The following is a 15,101-nucleotide window of genomic DNA, read 5'->3' on the forward strand; positions in this document are numbered from 1 at the left end:
CTATCGACGAGGGCCGCGCTGCGGTCCTCGCCCGCACCAGGATAGCACGGAGCCGCCTTGAGCGAGTTTCTGCAACATCTGATCAACATGCTCGTCCTCGGCGGCACCTATGCGCTGCTCGGGATCGGGCTGACCTTGATCTTCGGCATCATGAACGTGGTGAACTTTACGCATGGCGTGCTCTACACGTTCGGCGCCTACATCATGTTCATCGTGGTTCAGCAGCTTGGGCTCAACTTCTTCCTCGCGCTGCCCGTTGCCGTCGTGGCGGGGTGGCTCCTGGGCGCGGTGATTGAGTTGACTTTGCTGCGACCGCTGCGCGGCTCCGATATCGACACCACCATGCTGGTGATGATCGGCGCCTGGATCGCGATGCAGTCGGCCACACTGTGGATCTGGGGCGGGGTCGCGAAATCGGTTGCGACACCGTTTCCGGAAGCGCCGCTTGTGTTGGGGCCGGTGTCCGTCTCCTGGCTGCGGCTGTTTGTCCTGGCCGCCGCAGCGCTTCTGATCGTGGTGACGTACCTGCTCATCAACCGTACCAAGCTCGGCTGCGCGATGCGCGCGACGTTCCAGGACCAGGACACTGCGTCGCTGATGGGGGTCAATGTCGATCTCATTTATACCTCGACCTTTGCGATCGGCTCGAGCCTGGCCGCTGCGGCCGGCGCGCTGCTCGGCCCGGTCTATGTGATCTCTCCGCAGATGGGCGATCTTGCCGCGGTCAAGGCCTTCGCGATCGTGATCCTCGGCGGTCTCGGCAACATCACTGGCGCGGTGATCGGCGGCTTCATCCTGGCATTGGCCGAGGAGCTGGGCGCCGGCTACATATCGTCGGGATATCGGGACGCGATGGGCTTCCTGATCATCATCGCGGTGCTGATCTTCAAGCCCACCGGTTTGTTCGCGCGTTCGGAGCGCGTGGGATGAGGGCAGCGATCACCATGCTCATGCTAGCGGCCTTCGCATCCGTGCCGCTCTGGCTGCGCGATCCTTATCTCCTGAACGCGCTGATCACGACCGGAATCTTCATCATCGCTGCAATGAGCCTCAATCTCTTGCTCGGTTTCACCGGCCAGCTCAGCCTCGGTCACATCGCTTTCTTCGGCATTGGCGCCTATGTCAGCGCGCTGACCTCGCTCGGTTTCGATATCGGCCTGCCCGGCGGCTTCCGCCTGGTTCACGAACCATGGCCACCGATTGCGGGGCTTGCGCTGGCGATCCTGGTCGCGGGATTGTGCGGCTATTTCGTCGGGTTGCTTTCCTTCCGCGTCCGCGGCGCTTATTTCGTGATCGTCACGATTTCCTTTGCCGAGGTCGTGCGGCTGGTGGCGCTGAATTGGGTCGAGCTGACGCAGGGGCCGCTGGCGCTAACCAATATCCCGTCGATCGCGATTGGCTTGCCGGGTCTCGGTGAATTGACGCTGCGCACCAAGCTGCAGAACTATTATCTCGTGCTCGCAGTCGCAGTCGTCGCCTACCTCCTGATCGCGCGGCTCGTGCACTCCCATTTCGGCCGTGCCATGCGCGGGCTGATGGAAAACGAAACGCTGGCGGTGTCGGTCGGGATCGACGTCACGAAGACGCTTACGCTCGCCGCGGTCATCTCGGCTGCTATCGCGGGCGCGGCCGGTAGCCTTTATGCGCACTATATCCGAATCATCGATCCAGAGGTGTTCGCCTTCATCAACACGGTGACGATGGTGATCATGGTCATCAGCGGCGGCAAGGGCTCACTGGCCGGACCGGTCATCGGCGGCCTGATCTTCGGATTGCTGCCGGTCGTCCTGCGTCCGATCATGGCGCCGGAAGCACAATGGATCGCCTATGGGGGCGTGCTGATCGTGATCCTCTTCGTACTGCCGCGCGGCATCGTACCTTCATTGGCGCAGCGGTTCGCGAAACGGAAGCGCCAAGCCGCAATGGTTGCTCCGGTTGCCTTTTCCGAACGTGCCAAGGAGCCTGCGTAGTGACCTCGCGTGCGATCGCCTTGGACGTGGAGCAGGTCGCCGTTCGCTTCGGCGGGCTCGTCGCGCTCTCGGATATGAACTTTACGGTAGGCGAGGGCGAGATCGTCAGCCTGATCGGCCCGAACGGCGCCGGCAAGACCACCGCGTTCAACGTCATGACCGGCTTTCTGGATCCAGCCCACGGCAAGGTGAGCTATCGCGGGGCCACACTGAACGGACTGAAGCCGCATCAGATCGCTGATCTCGGATTGATCCGCACCTTTCAGCGGACCAGTGTTTTCCCGAACGACACGGTTTACGACAATCTTCTGATCGGGCTGCACCGCCAGGGCCGGGTTGGCCTGTTCGAAGCGATTCTTGGGCTGCCGCGCGGACGCGCGTCGGAGCGCAGGCTGCGCGAGCGCGCCGCCGAACTCGTCGAATGGGTCGGGCTCGAGCGTCGCGCCCACGACCCCGCAGGTTCGCTGTCCTATGGCGAGCAGCGCCTCGTCGGCGTGGCGCTGGCGCTGGCCGCGGAGCCGTCGATGCTGCTGCTCGATGAGCCGGTCTCTGGCATGAATGCGTCGGAGACCCACACGTTTGTCGAACTCATCCGCAATATCCGCGACCGCGGCGTCACCATCCTTCTGGTCGAGCATGACATGCCGATGGTGATGAGCGTGTCGGATCGGATCGTGGTGTTGAACTACGGCCGGATCATCGCGGAAGGACCGCCGGATGCGATCCGGAACGATCCGGATGTCATCGAAGCCTATCTCGGGCAGGGAGCCGCGCGTGCTTGAGATCCGCGACATCGTCTGCGGCTATGGCGGCGTTACCGCGCTGCGGGGTATCTCGCTGCAGGTGAAGGCCGGACAGCTCGTCGCTCTGATCGGCGCCAATGGCGCCGGCAAGAGCACGACGCTGCGCGCGATTTCCGGATTGGTACCGCTGCGTTCCGGACAGATGCTCTTCGACGGCAAGGATATGACCGCGGCGCGACCGCCGCGCGTGCTGGCGAGCGGTATCGCGCATTGCCCGGAGGGAAGGCGCGTGTTTCCGCACATGACTGTCGAGGAAAATCTTGACATGGGCGCCTATCTCCGTAACGACCCGAGCGGGATCGCCGCGGACCGTGACCGCATCTTCACTGAGTTTCCGCGTCTTGCGGAGCGGAGGCGGCAGGCGGCCGGTACCCTGTCGGGCGGCGAGCAACAGATGCTGGCGATCGGCAGGGCGCTGATGTCGCGGCCTCGCCTCATCATGTTTGACGAGCCGTCGCTTGGGCTCGCGCCGAATATTGTTGAGCGAACGTTTGCTATCATCCGCGGCGTCCGCGATGCCGGCACAACCGTTTTACTGGTAGAGCAAAACGCCTTTGCTGCGCTTGAGATGTGCGATCAGGCTTACCTCATCGAGAGCGGTCGCATCGTGCTGTCCGGCGTCGGCGCGGAGCTGATCGCGAACGAGCATGTGCGAAAGGCCTATCTCGGCGGCTGATCCGCCGCGGTCGCGCGGACGGCGATCTGACCTGTGAGCCGGTTGATCGAAAAGACCTTCGACTGCACCAGCATCGGCGGCAATAACGTCGGTATCTATCCTGACATGTGGGGCAAATATGGGCAACTTAAGGTCCGCGCCATGGCTCCTTCCGCCCGCCGCCTCGCGCAATCCGGCCCGATCGCCTTGTCTGGGGAACGAACTGGCCGCATCCGGTGCGCTATCGGGCCATGCCCGACGACGGCGGTGTGCTCGATGCCTCGTGGGCGTGGCTGCCGGACGAACAAACAGTGCGACATTACTCGTAGAAAATCCCGAAAAGCTCAATGGCTTCGCCGCATTTCGGTGAATGTCGGCAAAGCCGTGACCATCATGCCATATGCGGGTTCTTGCGATGTGGGAGGTGTTCGAGCGCTATCTGCGGAACTTGAGCGCGGTCTACATTGTTGCGCAGAAAGGTTAGACGTGACAGAACCAAACAGGTGCCCCATGGAAGAGCGCTCCGAGTTAGCGGAAAGAATTCTCGATCAAACGGCCGATGCGGTGATCTACGCCGATCGCTCCGGCGCGATTGCCCGCTGGAATCCCGCCGCCGCCGCGTTGTTTGGCTATTCGTTGGAGGAGGTGCTCGGCCAAAGCCTCGATCTGATCATCCCCGAACATCTGCGGGCCGCGCATTGGCGCGGCTTTGAGGCGGCAATGACTGGCGGCGCCATGAAGCTTCAAGGCAAGCCCACGCTGACGCGCGCCTTGCACAAGAGCGGACGCAAGGTCTACGTTGAGATGACATTCGCGATCGTCAAGGACAGCGCCGCTGGCGAAGTGCTTGGCTCGGTTGCCGTGGCGCGAGACGTGACCGAGCGCATCGAACGAGAGCGTGCCGCGACCCGCGCCTCGTGAGATGTTCGCAGGTGCCGCTTTCAACCGGCCCGGCAGGATCGTTGATGCGTCTGTGATAGCCAAGTTTTCTTGGACGTCCGACAATACCGCCATCGACGCAAAACGAGGAAGTCTACGATGCGGTTGTCTAGAGTCGCTGTTTTGATGCTTATCGCTGCAGCTGCAGGCTCCATGTCCGCGTCTCCAGCGATAGCCGCTTCTGACTGTCCCAGATTACTGGAAGTAGCGGATTGGGGCGAGAATTCGACCGGCGACATTAGCGTCAGCTCAGGAGAAAGCTGCCTATTTCCGATTACGATACGCGGCACGGTGAGCAGCTCGGACATCTTACAAAAGCCGGCACATGGCAGCTTGAAAAAGTTCAACATGACGACTTACGAATACAAAGCGAAGGCTAGGTACAAGGGGAGCGATAACTTTGCCATCAAAGCAGTGGGACAGGGGCCGACGGCTTCTGGCACTTCGGTAATCACTGTGCACGCGACGATCAAATAGCATTGCTCGGGTCCACGGCGCCCGTGCCTGTACCGGGTTGCGGGTGTGACCCCACAATAAGGGTTAGCGCCAACCAAGCGCCGGGGCGATGTGAGTCAGGATCGCCTCGATGACGTGCGCGTTGTAATCCACGCCAAGCTGATTGGGCACGGTCAAAAGCAGCGTATCGGCCTCCGCAATAGCTTCATCCTTGGCCAATTGCGCAATCAGCACGTCCGGCTCGGCGGCATAGCTGCGGCCGAAGATCGCCTTGGTTTTTTCGTCGATGAAGCCGATTTGGTCCGCGTCCTGACCACCGTGTCCGAAGTAGGCGCGGTCCCGGTCGTCGACCAGCGCGAAGATGCTGCGGCTGACTGACACGCGAGGCTCGCGCTTGTGACCAGCCGCCTTCCAGGCCGAGCGGAAAGCTCGGATCTGGTTCGCTTGCTGGACGTGGAACGGCTCTCCGGTCTCGTCGTCCTTCAGGGTGGAGCTTTGCAGATTCGTGCCCAGCTTGGCCGCCCAGACCGCGGTAGCGTTCGACCCGGCGCCCCACCAGATGCGGTCGCGCAAGCCTTCCGAATACGGCTCGATGCGCAAGAGGCCGGGAGGGTTCGGAAACATCGGATGCGGATTGGGCCTTGCGAAGCCCTCGCCGCGCAGCAGCTCGAGCAGGATCTCCGTATTGTGCCGGGCCATGTCGGAAGCGGTCTCGCCGTCGCGTGGAACGTAACCGAAGTAGCGCCACCCATCGATGACCTGCTCGGGTGATCCCCGGCTGATGCCGAGTTGCAAGCGCCCACCGGCAATGAGGTCGGCCGCGCCCGCATCCTCGGCCATGTACAGCGGGTTCTCATATCGCATGTCGATGACTGCCGTGCCGATCTCGATCCGGCGGGTCTTCGCGCCGACGGCTGCCAGCAACGGAAACGGTGAAGCGAGCTGACGAGCGAAATGATGCACACGGAAATACGCACCGTCTGCCCCCAACTCTTCGGCGGCAACGGCAAGTTCGATGGATTGCAGAAGGGCGTCGGATGCCGATCGCGTCTGCGATTGCGGTGAAGGCGTCCAATGCCCGAACGATAGAAAGCCGATCTTTTTCATGGACATTCAGCGTAAATCGTTGGGAGGCACATTCGAGGTTGCTGCCCGTTGGCAATCTGCATCAGATGCGCGCAATCGCGTCAACGCCCTGCGCACGATCCACCGCGGCAGGTTGCGAGTGTCGAGTAGCATCATTGACGTATATTTTGATAGATTCGATGAGGCAATATCCCGGCGTCATGGCCTGCGCTACCGTAGAACGTGTTGAACTTAGTCTGCAGAATGGACAATAGCGATATGAATGAACAGACGACCCCGCATAGCTCGCGGAGCACGCTGCTGGCGGTTGAAGATACCGAATTCTTGCTTCGGGACGAGATGCGATCGATCCGCTTTGCCCTCGAATATGCCAAAGCTGAACTCGCGTTGCGGGATTGGGGAATCCGCTCGACTATCATTGTTTTTGGCAGCGCGCGTGTGCCGTCTCCGGAGCAGGCTGCCGCCGCCGTCGAAGCGGCTCGGACGGAGACCGAGAAGAGGGTAGCTGAGAGATTGCTGCAGCAATCCGAGTTCTACCAGGTCGCGCGCGAATTCGGGCGCATCGCTTCGCAACGCGGCGGCGCCTTCGATCCCAAGAACCGGTGGCGCGACAATGTTGTCGCTACTGGCGGCGGCCCCGGCATCATGGAGGCGGCAAACCGAGGCGCGTCCGACGTCGGTGCTCCAAGCATCGGATTCAACATCACCCTGCCACATGAGCAAATTCCCAATCGCTACATCACGCCGGAGCTCAGCTTCCGATTTCACTACTTCGCAATGCGCAAAATGCATTTGGCCATGCGTGCGAACGCCTTGGCGATTTTTCCCGGCGGTTTCGGAACCATGGACGAGATGTTCGAGGTGCTGACGCTGCAGCAAACGCAGAAGGCCCCTCCAGCGCCCATTGTGCTGTTCGGCGAAAGGTACTGGCGCAAAATCATTAACTTTGACGCCCTCGTCGAGGAGGGCATGATTTCTGCGGCCGACCCCGGTCTCTTTGAATTTGCGGAGACCGCGGAAGATGGTTGGGCCTCACTGGTTCGCCGTGGCTTGCGCGCGCATGGTACTAGCCCAGCCGGTTGATCGGCGACAGGCGGCGCGGAGCAACCGGTATCCGCTTTTTCGGATCATGCCCTGGAGCGTTTTCGAGCGAAGTGGACACCGGTTCGCGTGAAGAAAACGCGTCAAACAAGAATCTAGAGCTTCGGTTCTGATTCCATCAGAACCGAAAGTACTCTAATCATGCAGGAGCATATCGCCCGCCACCGGATCGCTGACGTGCAGGCGTTCTGCCTTCGATGCAATTTGCAGGTCAGACCCTCCCGCGAGGGAGGGGACGCAGGCTGAATCGTCACGAGGTTGCCGCGGCAACAGCAGCAAGATCGAACCTGTCAAAACCAGGGCCGCAAGCCGGATCGCGATCACACCCAGCAAGACATCCGATCCGCTTGCGGCAGAATGATTTTTCATCATCGCAGCATGACCGACACGGGCAGGCTGGACAATCTGGAAATACCGGCGACTGCCTTCGCCGGAAACGAAGGCTTATCGCGATTGTCTGACTGCGACAGTGCTACTTCAGGCTGGAGGCGGATGGTCCAGCTCGCGAGATATCGTCAACGCAGTCGGCAATGTGGTTAGACCCAGCCGCCATCGACGATGTAGCTCTGGTTGGTGCAGGCGCCGCTGTCGTCGGCGGCGAAGAAGAGGACGGCACGAGCGATGTCATCAGGCACGAGCTTGCGCTTGAGGCATTGGCGCTGCATGATTTCGGCCTCACCATCGGGCGTCAACCACAGATCCTGCTGCCGCTGGGTCATGATCCATCCGGGCAGGATGGAATTGACCCGCACATTGTTCGGCCCAAGATCGCGGGCGAGCGCACGGGTCAGGCCCTGAACCGCGGATTTGGCGGTGGTGTAGCAGGGCATGTTGCCCTGGCCGATCACCCAGCTCACCGAGCCGATGTTGACGATCGAACCGCCCCCTGCCTGGATCATGTCCGGCGCGATCGCCTGCGCGCTAAAGAACTGATGCTTCAGATTGACCGCGATCCGCTCGTCCCAGTATTCCGGCGTGACGTCCTCGATCGCGTGACGGTCGTCGCGGGCCGCGTTATTGACCAGGATGGTGATCGGCCCGAACATCTCGCGGACGCCGGCGACCGCGCGTCTCAGGGCGGCGATGTCGCGCAGATCGGCGTGCTCGAAGTGCACGCCCGCATGCGCCGGCAGGCTGGTCAGGAGATGCTTTGAGGCCTCCACATCGATGTCGATGAAACCGACCCGCGAGCCTTGGCTGACGAACCGGCGGACGATGGCCTCGCCGATCCCGGAACCGCCGCCGGTCACCAGTACAGTCCGGTCCTTGAGACTTGGATAGATGGCGCCTTGCATTGGCATCCTCTCGATTTTGCGCCTGAAGGGCGTCAGTTGCGTTTGCTGCGGCTCCAACAAGGGCCACGGCTCCCGGTGTTCACTCGGTCGTCTCCATGTGGTTTCGGTCCACGACCCGCAGCGTCCGCCGCACCATGCCGTCGACAATTGCCGCCGACTCGCTTGGACGCACATATATTGCCGTGGACTTGAGCAGCCACGGTAACACCGCCTGCTCGAGCCGCTCCTCATAGGCGCGGCGCATCATGTCAAATGCCTGCAGGCCGGGGCCAGCGAGGATGACATGGTGTGGGCGCAGCACCGATATCGTCGCGGCGACCGCCTCTGCAAGCGCGTGGCCTGCCTGCTGGAATAAGTGCTCGAGACGGGGATCGCCGTCCAGTGCTCGCTGGCGCAGTAGAGCCATCTGCGCCTCGGAAGGCTGCTGCGACACTGCCGGGGGCAGGTCGAGAAAGGTGCGGGCGTCGCGGTAGATCGCGTAGTCGGCGAGATAGGCCTCGATGCAGCCGCGCTGGCCGCAGCGGCATTGCGGACCGTTCGGCGCCAACTTGACATGGCCGATCTCGCTGCCGGCGCCGGCGCCCCAGCGCGCTTCGCCGTCGACAACGACGCCCATCCCGACGCCGTGGCCGACCATGATCGTGGCCGAGAGGCCCTGCGCCAGTGCCGGCTCCGCGGCTGCGAGGGCCAGCGCAACTGCGACAGCGTCGTTCGCCATCACGACCTCGACCCCGAATGCTTGACGCATCGGCTTCGCCAGATCGATGTCGGTGACCGACAGCGCCGGACTCCACAGATGCCGTCCGGTGTCGGCGTTCACGATGCCCTGCAGCGCAATCCCGATTCCCAGCAGCCGATGGCGCGGCGTTGCCGTCGCGTCAAGCATAGCATCGATCTGCGCGATCATGAGATCGCACAACGCGTCTGCATCGAGAGCGCGCGTCGTGAGTGCAAGTCGCGATTGCGCCAAGCCAGAGCCACTGAAGTCTGCGATCAGTGTCTCAATCAGGTTCATGCGTAGCGAGACCGCGATGATGCGGCCAAACTCCGGGTTCAGGGTCAGCAATACCGCAGGCCGGCCACGGCGACGGCCATTCAGCCCGTCCGTATCCTCTTCGTCGGTATCGTCGGGCCACGACGTCGCCGCTCCGGCGTCGGTCTCGGCCTCGCACAACAGTTCTTCCGCTATCAGTCTGGACGTTATGGCCGAAATGGCCGCGAAGCTCAGCCCCGTACTACGTGCGAGCTCCACGCGCGGCAATGGCCCCTGACGTCGCAAGACTTCGACGAGGCGGCCGCGATTCGATCCGCGGGCCACGCTTGAAGCACGTCTCGGCGGCTCGGGCTGCTCATCCATGCGGGTCTTTTAATTCGTTCAGTGAAATTAATCAACGTTGTGCGGCGCGGAAGATGGCCAAAAAGAACAATGAAGGCTACCTTATCGTACCAATTATACTATTGTTGCGTGAGGTGGCGGACAATAACATCCTTGACTCGATATAGAGTTCCGATAATTTATTCGTAGCGTGAACAAAATAAAGCGCACAAAGCGCCGCGCGTGAAGCCCCATGGGGTGACGACAGGGAGGTGCACATGAAGAGCTCAATGAAGACATTGATCGTGCCGCTGCTGGTGAGCGCAACGGCGCTCGCGATGGCCACGGGCGCGGCACAAGCGCAGCAGAAAAAGACCATCGCGCTGGTGACCAATGTCGCGGCCGACTTCTGGACCATCGCCGGCCGCGGGCTTGAGAAGGCGCAGAAGGAGCACCCGGAATACAATATCGAGTTGATCGTCACCAACGACGGAACTGCGGCGGGCCAGCGGCGCGAGTTGGATGACCTGCTGGTGCGCGGCGTCGCCGGCATCTCTATTTCTGTAGACGATGCGCCGCACGCAACCGAAGAACTCAACAAGGTTGCGGCCAAGACCGTATTGATCACGACGGACAGCGACGCGCCGCAGAGCAATCGTCTCGCCTATATCGGCACCGACAACGTCGCGGCTGGGCGGCAGGCGGGCGAGGAGATCAAGAAGGCGCTGCCGAACGGCGGCAAGATCGCACTGTTTGTCGGAACGATGGACGCTGACAACGCCCGCGAGCGGGTGCAGGGTATCAAGGAAGCGATCGCCGGCACCAAGGTCGAGCTGGTCGACGTGTTCACCGACCAGGTGGACTTCGCCAAGGCCAAGGCGAATATGGAGAACGTGCTCGTCAAATATCCCGACATTGCGCTGTTGTCCGGCCTGTGGAGCTACGAGACACCCTTGATCTATGACGCGGTGAAGGCGGCGGGCAAGGTCGGCAAGGTGAAGATTGTCGGCTTCGACGAGGACCAGCGCACGCTGCGGGGCATTTCCGACGGCACGATCGAATCCACGGTCGTGCAGCAGCCGTACGAGTTCGGCTATCTCTCCGCCACCAACATCATCAAAACGCTGAACGGCGACAAGTCCTGGATCCCGGCGGATAGCAAGCTGATCGTGCCGACCAAGGTGATCGGCAAGTCCAACGTCGCGGAGTTCACCGCATCTCTGAAGGAACTGCTGAAGAAGTGACTTCAGTATGCTTCACCGCCGGGCTGCCACAGGCGACCGGGCGTTGTGCGGGAGGAAGCGCCAAATGGCGGAAACGCTGCTTGAACTTGCCGGGATCAGCAAGAGTTATCCCGGTGTCAGGGCCCTCGACAATGTCAACCTGCGCGTGTACCGCGGCGAGGTATTGGGCCTGATCGGCGAGAACGGCGCCGGCAAATCGACGCTGATGCGCGTGCTGGGCGGCGTGATCGCGCCGAGCGAAGGCGTGATCCGCATCGGCGGCAACGACCACGCCGACCACGCCCGGCTGACGGTGAGCGAGGCGACGCGGGCCGGCATCGCCTTCGTGCACCAGGAACTGAACCTGTTCGAGAATCTCGACGTCGCGGCCAACGTGTTCATAGGGCGCGAGAAGCTCACCGGGGGCCCGCTGAAGCTGGTGGACAACGCGGAGATGCGCGCCCGCGTGACGCCGCTGCTGGCGCGGCTGGGCGCCGATTTCACCCCGAGCACGCTGGTCGACGACCTGTCCATCGCGCAGCGTCAGATGGTGGAGATCGCCAAGGCGCTCTCGATTGACGCCCGCGTGATCATCATGGACGAGCCGACCTCCAGCCTGACAATTTCGGAGACAGAACGGCTGCTGGAGGTGATTGCCGAGCTGAAGGCGCACGACATCTCGGTGATCTTTATCTCTCACCGGCTGGGCGAGATCATGACCTGCGCTGATCGCGTCGTGGTGCTGCGCGACGGGCGCACGGTGGGGGAGCTGGCGCGCGACGAGCTGAGCCATGCCGCAATGATCCGGCTTATGATCGGCCGTGACCTGAAGGCGCTGTATACGCCGCCGAAACGGCCGCCGCAGCCGGGCGGCTGCGACATTGTCGGCCTCGTGACGTCAGCCTTTCCCGACCGGCAGATCAATCTTTCCGTGCGGAGCGGCGAGATTCTCGGCCTGGCGGGGCTCGTGGGCGCTGGCCGCACCTCGCTCGCCCGCGCGGCCTTCGGCATTGACCCGCTGCTGGGTGGCGAGATCAGGATCGACAACGCGCCGGTCGGTGTCGCGTCGCCGCGGGACGCGATCAGGCAAGGGATCTATCTGATGCCGGAGGACCGCAAGAAATCCGGGCTAGTGCTTGAACTGCCGATCCGGGAGAACGTGACGCTCGCGAGCTTGCTGAACTATGCGCGGATGTGGCTGGTAAACGGTGCGGCCGAGCGCAAGGTCGCAAAAGAACAGGTTCGGAGCCTGTCCATAAAGGCGCCGAGCATCGATATGGAGGCCGTGACGCTCTCCGGCGGCAACCAGCAGAAAGTCGTGCTGGGCAAGTGGCTCTCCATGCAGCCGCGAGTGATGTTCTTCGACGAGCCGACCCGCGGCATCGATGTCGGTGCCAAGAGCGAGATCTATGTGCTGATGCGCGACCTCGCCGACCAGGGCGTCGCGATCGTGATGATCTCCTCGGACATGGAGGAGGTCATCGGCGTCTCCGACCGCGTGGCGGTGATGCATGAAGGGAGTGTCAGCGGCGTGCTCGAGCGCGAGCAGTTCAGCGAATATAACGTGTTGCGGCTGGCGGTCGGCCAAGCGCTGGAAACCATGGAAGCCGCCGCGCCATGATGAAGAAAGAACTCGGCCTGTGTCTGCTGCTGGTGGTGATCTCCGCCATCACGGGCGCGATCAATCCGGCCTTTCTATCGTTGGTGAACTTGCTGAATATGGCCAATCTGATCGGCCTGTTCGGCGTGTTCGCTCTCGGCGTCGGGCTTGTGATCATCACCGGAGGCATCGACCTTTCGGTCGGCTCGATGTTCGCGCTGCTTGGCGTCGTATTCATCGACCTTCTGACGACTTATCAGGTCTATTGGCCCTTCGCGCTGCTGCTCGTCCTGCTCGGCGGACTGGCGCTAGGGGGCATCCAGGGTTTCCTGATCACACGGCTGAAAATGCAGCCCTTCATCGTGACGCTGTGCGGGTTGCTGATCTATCGCGGCGCCGCCCGCTACTATACGAGCGATTCGACACGCGGCTTCGGTTACGGTGACGAGGCCAGCACGCTGAGCAACATCGCCTCCGGCAATATCGCGGGCGTCCCGAACACCTTCATCTTCCTGATCATCCTTGCGCTGATCCTCGGCGTGCTGCTGCACCGCTCGGTCTACGGGCGCTGGCTCTATGCCGTGGGCAAGAACGAGGAAGCGGCGCGCTTCTCCGGTATCCGCACAGATATCGTGATCGCGACCGCCTACATCATCAGCGGCGGGCTCGCCGGCGTTTCAACGGTGTTGTTCGTATTCTACACGAACTCGGTCTCTCCGAGTTCGTTCGGCAATTTCTACGAGCTCTATGCGATCGCGGCTGCGGTTCTCGGTGGGTGCAGCCTGCGCGGCGGCGAGGGCTCCATTCTCGGTATCGTGCTGGGGACGGCGCTGCTGCAGGTGCTGCAGAACCTTGTGAACATCCTGGGCATTCCCAATTCCCTGAACTTCGCGGTGATGGGGACAGTGATTCTGCTCGGCGTGCTGGCGGATCAGCAATTGCAGAGCCGTCGGCGGCGCAAGGTGGCGCTGGCCGGCCTGGCCCGCACGGCGCAGAGATCGACACTTGTGCAAGGAAAGCAGAGCGCATCACCGCGCGGCGCGGCTGCGTTGCCAAACGAGAACGGGTGATCAGGCATGAGGGCTCGGTAAGGAGAATCACGACTTCAACCGCCAGTTGCCATACAGACTGTTTCTTCGGCGGCTGAAATCGGTCTGGGCTGGGGAGGATGCACGTTCCAGGCTCGAGGGCTTTGGGCGGGAACGTGACACAAAATAGACAAAGCCTGGGGACGCTGGGAGTGCCAGAAAATGTTGCATAGATCTGTAAACATCGCGCGCGTGTGCGGGGTGGGGATTGCTTTGTCATCTCTGTTGAGCGGTGGAGCGCATGCGGCCGATTTTTCAACGAAAGCTCCGCCGCTTCCTTATGTTACGGCCGATGATTTCTGGACGAGACCGTATCTGTTTGGCGATCTCGGCAGGACCCAGCTGAAGGAGCAGGGCATCGATATCGGCCTGACGCTGGGTAATGAATCCGTCGGCAACCTGTCGGGCGGAAACAGGAACACCGCGGCCAACGCTGGACAGCTATGGTTCGGGGCCAAGCTCGATATGGCGAAGCTTGCCGGCATCCCGGGGGGTACGGTCGGCCTCACGTTGGTCCAGCGCTTCGGCGACAACCTGAATACCGAGGCAGGCATTCCGGCCTTGCAATTGACCAATGAAGTTTTCGGCCGCGGCAATATCTTTCGCCTGACCCAACTCTATTACTCGCAGAAGCTTTTCGATGATCGGCTTGAACTCAAGGCCGGCCGTCTTCCGGTCGGCTCCGACTTCTTCTTCGGCCTGTGCGAGTTCATCAACCTGACCTTCTGCGGCGGCCAGCCCGGGAACATCCTGGGTGGCTACATCTATAATTGGCCGGTGAGCCAATGGGCCGGCGTCGTCCACTACAACTTCGCCAAGGAATGGACGTTTTCGGTCGGCGTCTACGACTCCAATCCGAATTATCTGACGACCTCAGAGCCCAGCATCTACTTCTTGCCAGGCGTCCCCTCCTCAAAACCCGTCTCGGGTGTGTTCGTGCCGATGGAGCTGACCTGGAGTCCGAGCGGTGCCCTGTACGGGACCTGGAGATTGGGCGGCTGGTACGACAGTCAGTCGACGATTGATGGTGGCCTGCCGGGTATCATTGTTACCATCCCGGGCGTCGGTGGTGTCCCGGATCAAAATCTGGGAGATCAAAGAGGCCGCTTCGGCGTTTATGAGTCGATCCTGCAGCGGTTGACCGTTGACGGTCCCGGTGCGCTGGGTTGGTATACCTTCCTCAATACGACCGTTGCCGATCACCGGACGTCGTACCAGGACTACCAGATCGCCTGGGGCGTCAAGCACACTGGAACGTTCGCCTCGCGCCCCCAGGACGAAGTCGGCTTCGCGGTGGGCACGACCCACGTGAACTCGGCCGCTCTCAGCCCGAATGCAGGCGGTAACGAAATTCCGATCGAAGCCTGGTACGGGTGGCAGGCGACCGGCTGGATGAACCTCAAATTCGACCTCCAGTATGTGATCAATCCCGGCGGGCGCGGGTATAATGCCGACGGCGTGAAGACCGATAATGCCTGGGTTCTTGGTCTGCGCACCGAGGTCCATTTCTGATGCGACGGTAGCCCGTCCGGGTCAAACATTGAGCTACTCTGACGCGAAAGGTGTGTGC

At 61.8% G+C, this 15,101-nt stretch carries 14 protein-coding genes; 10 read left to right on the plus strand and 4 right to left on the minus strand.

Features of this window, described 5'->3' with window-relative positions; translation table 11 throughout:
* Positions 1 to 57 precede the first annotated feature (57 nt).
* Genes AC5ZG1_RS11355 through AC5ZG1_RS11375 form a run of 5 tightly spaced genes read left to right on the plus strand, consistent with a single transcriptional unit; the run spans position 58 to position 4,349 of the window.
* Positions 58 to 930: a branched-chain amino acid ABC transporter permease gene (locus tag AC5ZG1_RS11355; RefSeq protein WP_464345878.1), complete on the plus strand. Its 873-nt coding sequence runs from the start codon at positions 58 to 60 to the stop codon at positions 928 to 930.
* Positions 927 to 1,970 (plus strand): branched-chain amino acid ABC transporter permease, encoded by a 1,044-nt coding sequence (locus AC5ZG1_RS11360; protein WP_496132904.1) that lies wholly within the window; start codon positions 927 to 929, stop codon positions 1,968 to 1,970. The genes AC5ZG1_RS11355 and AC5ZG1_RS11360 overlap by 4 nt, the downstream gene beginning before the upstream one ends.
* Positions 1,970 to 2,752, plus strand: coding sequence for an ABC transporter ATP-binding protein (locus tag AC5ZG1_RS11365; RefSeq protein ID WP_028164693.1), 783 nt, complete (start codon positions 1,970 to 1,972; stop codon positions 2,750 to 2,752). Before AC5ZG1_RS11360 ends, AC5ZG1_RS11365 begins: the two co-directional genes overlap by 1 nt.
* A complete protein-coding gene (locus AC5ZG1_RS11370) occupies positions 2,745 to 3,449 on the plus strand; it encodes an ABC transporter ATP-binding protein (protein WP_456641988.1) in 705 nt (234 codons plus the stop codon). The genes AC5ZG1_RS11365 and AC5ZG1_RS11370 overlap by 8 nt, the downstream gene beginning before the upstream one ends.
* A gap of 33 nt (positions 3,450 to 3,482) precedes the next feature.
* Positions 3,483 to 4,349, plus strand: coding sequence for a PAS domain-containing protein (locus tag AC5ZG1_RS11375; protein WP_496132905.1), 867 nt, complete (start codon positions 3,483 to 3,485; stop codon positions 4,347 to 4,349).
* 558 nt (positions 4,350 to 4,907) lie between these two features.
* On the opposite strand, the gene AC5ZG1_RS11380 is transcribed toward AC5ZG1_RS11375, so the two are convergent.
* A complete protein-coding gene (locus AC5ZG1_RS11380) occupies positions 4,908 to 5,930 on the minus strand; it encodes an LLM class flavin-dependent oxidoreductase (RefSeq protein ID WP_496132987.1) in 1,023 nt (340 codons plus the stop codon).
* A gap of 237 nt (positions 5,931 to 6,167) precedes the next feature.
* Between AC5ZG1_RS11380 and AC5ZG1_RS11385 the strand changes: the two genes are divergently transcribed.
* Positions 6,168 to 6,992: an LOG family protein gene (locus AC5ZG1_RS11385; protein WP_456641990.1), complete on the plus strand. Its 825-nt coding sequence runs from the start codon at positions 6,168 to 6,170 to the stop codon at positions 6,990 to 6,992.
* Positions 6,993 to 7,145: 153 nt separating this feature from the next.
* Here AC5ZG1_RS11385 and AC5ZG1_RS11390 read toward each other — a convergent pair whose 3' ends face one another.
* From AC5ZG1_RS11390 to AC5ZG1_RS11400, 3 genes are all read right to left on the minus strand, one after another.
* Positions 7,146 to 7,382, minus strand: coding sequence for a hypothetical protein (locus tag AC5ZG1_RS11390; protein ID WP_456641991.1), 237 nt, complete (start codon positions 7,380 to 7,382; stop codon positions 7,146 to 7,148).
* 164 nt (positions 7,383 to 7,546) lie between these two features.
* Positions 7,547 to 8,305 carry an SDR family NAD(P)-dependent oxidoreductase gene (locus tag AC5ZG1_RS11395; RefSeq protein WP_456641992.1) on the minus strand — a complete coding sequence of 253 codons (759 nt, stop codon included), beginning with the start codon at positions 8,303 to 8,305 and terminating at the stop codon, positions 7,547 to 7,549.
* 79 nt (positions 8,306 to 8,384) lie between these two features.
* A complete protein-coding gene (locus AC5ZG1_RS11400; protein ID WP_456641993.1) occupies positions 8,385 to 9,662 on the minus strand; it encodes an ROK family protein in 1,278 nt (425 codons plus the stop codon).
* A gap of 236 nt (positions 9,663 to 9,898) precedes the next feature.
* On the opposite strand from AC5ZG1_RS11400, the gene AC5ZG1_RS11405 reads away from it, so the two are divergent.
* From AC5ZG1_RS11405 to AC5ZG1_RS11420, 4 genes are all read left to right on the plus strand, one after another.
* Positions 9,899 to 10,864: a sugar-binding protein gene (locus tag AC5ZG1_RS11405; protein WP_130223863.1), complete on the plus strand. Its 966-nt coding sequence runs from the start codon at positions 9,899 to 9,901 to the stop codon at positions 10,862 to 10,864.
* Between the two features lie 64 nt (positions 10,865 to 10,928).
* The gene (locus AC5ZG1_RS11410) at positions 10,929 to 12,464 is read left to right on the plus strand and encodes a sugar ABC transporter ATP-binding protein (protein ID WP_456641994.1); all 1,536 of its coding nucleotides are present in this window, start codon (positions 10,929 to 10,931) and stop codon (positions 12,462 to 12,464) included.
* The gene (locus tag AC5ZG1_RS11415; RefSeq protein ID WP_456641995.1) at positions 12,461 to 13,513 is read left to right on the plus strand and encodes an ABC transporter permease; all 1,053 of its coding nucleotides are present in this window, start codon (positions 12,461 to 12,463) and stop codon (positions 13,511 to 13,513) included. The genes AC5ZG1_RS11410 and AC5ZG1_RS11415 overlap by 4 nt, the downstream gene beginning before the upstream one ends.
* Positions 13,514 to 13,693: 180 nt before the next feature.
* Positions 13,694 to 15,043: a carbohydrate porin gene (locus AC5ZG1_RS11420; RefSeq protein WP_456641996.1), complete on the plus strand. Its 1,350-nt coding sequence runs from the start codon at positions 13,694 to 13,696 to the stop codon at positions 15,041 to 15,043.
* Positions 15,044 to 15,101: the final 58 nt, after the last annotated feature.

The sequence above is a fragment of the Bradyrhizobium sp. Leo78 genome, assembly GCF_059512425.1.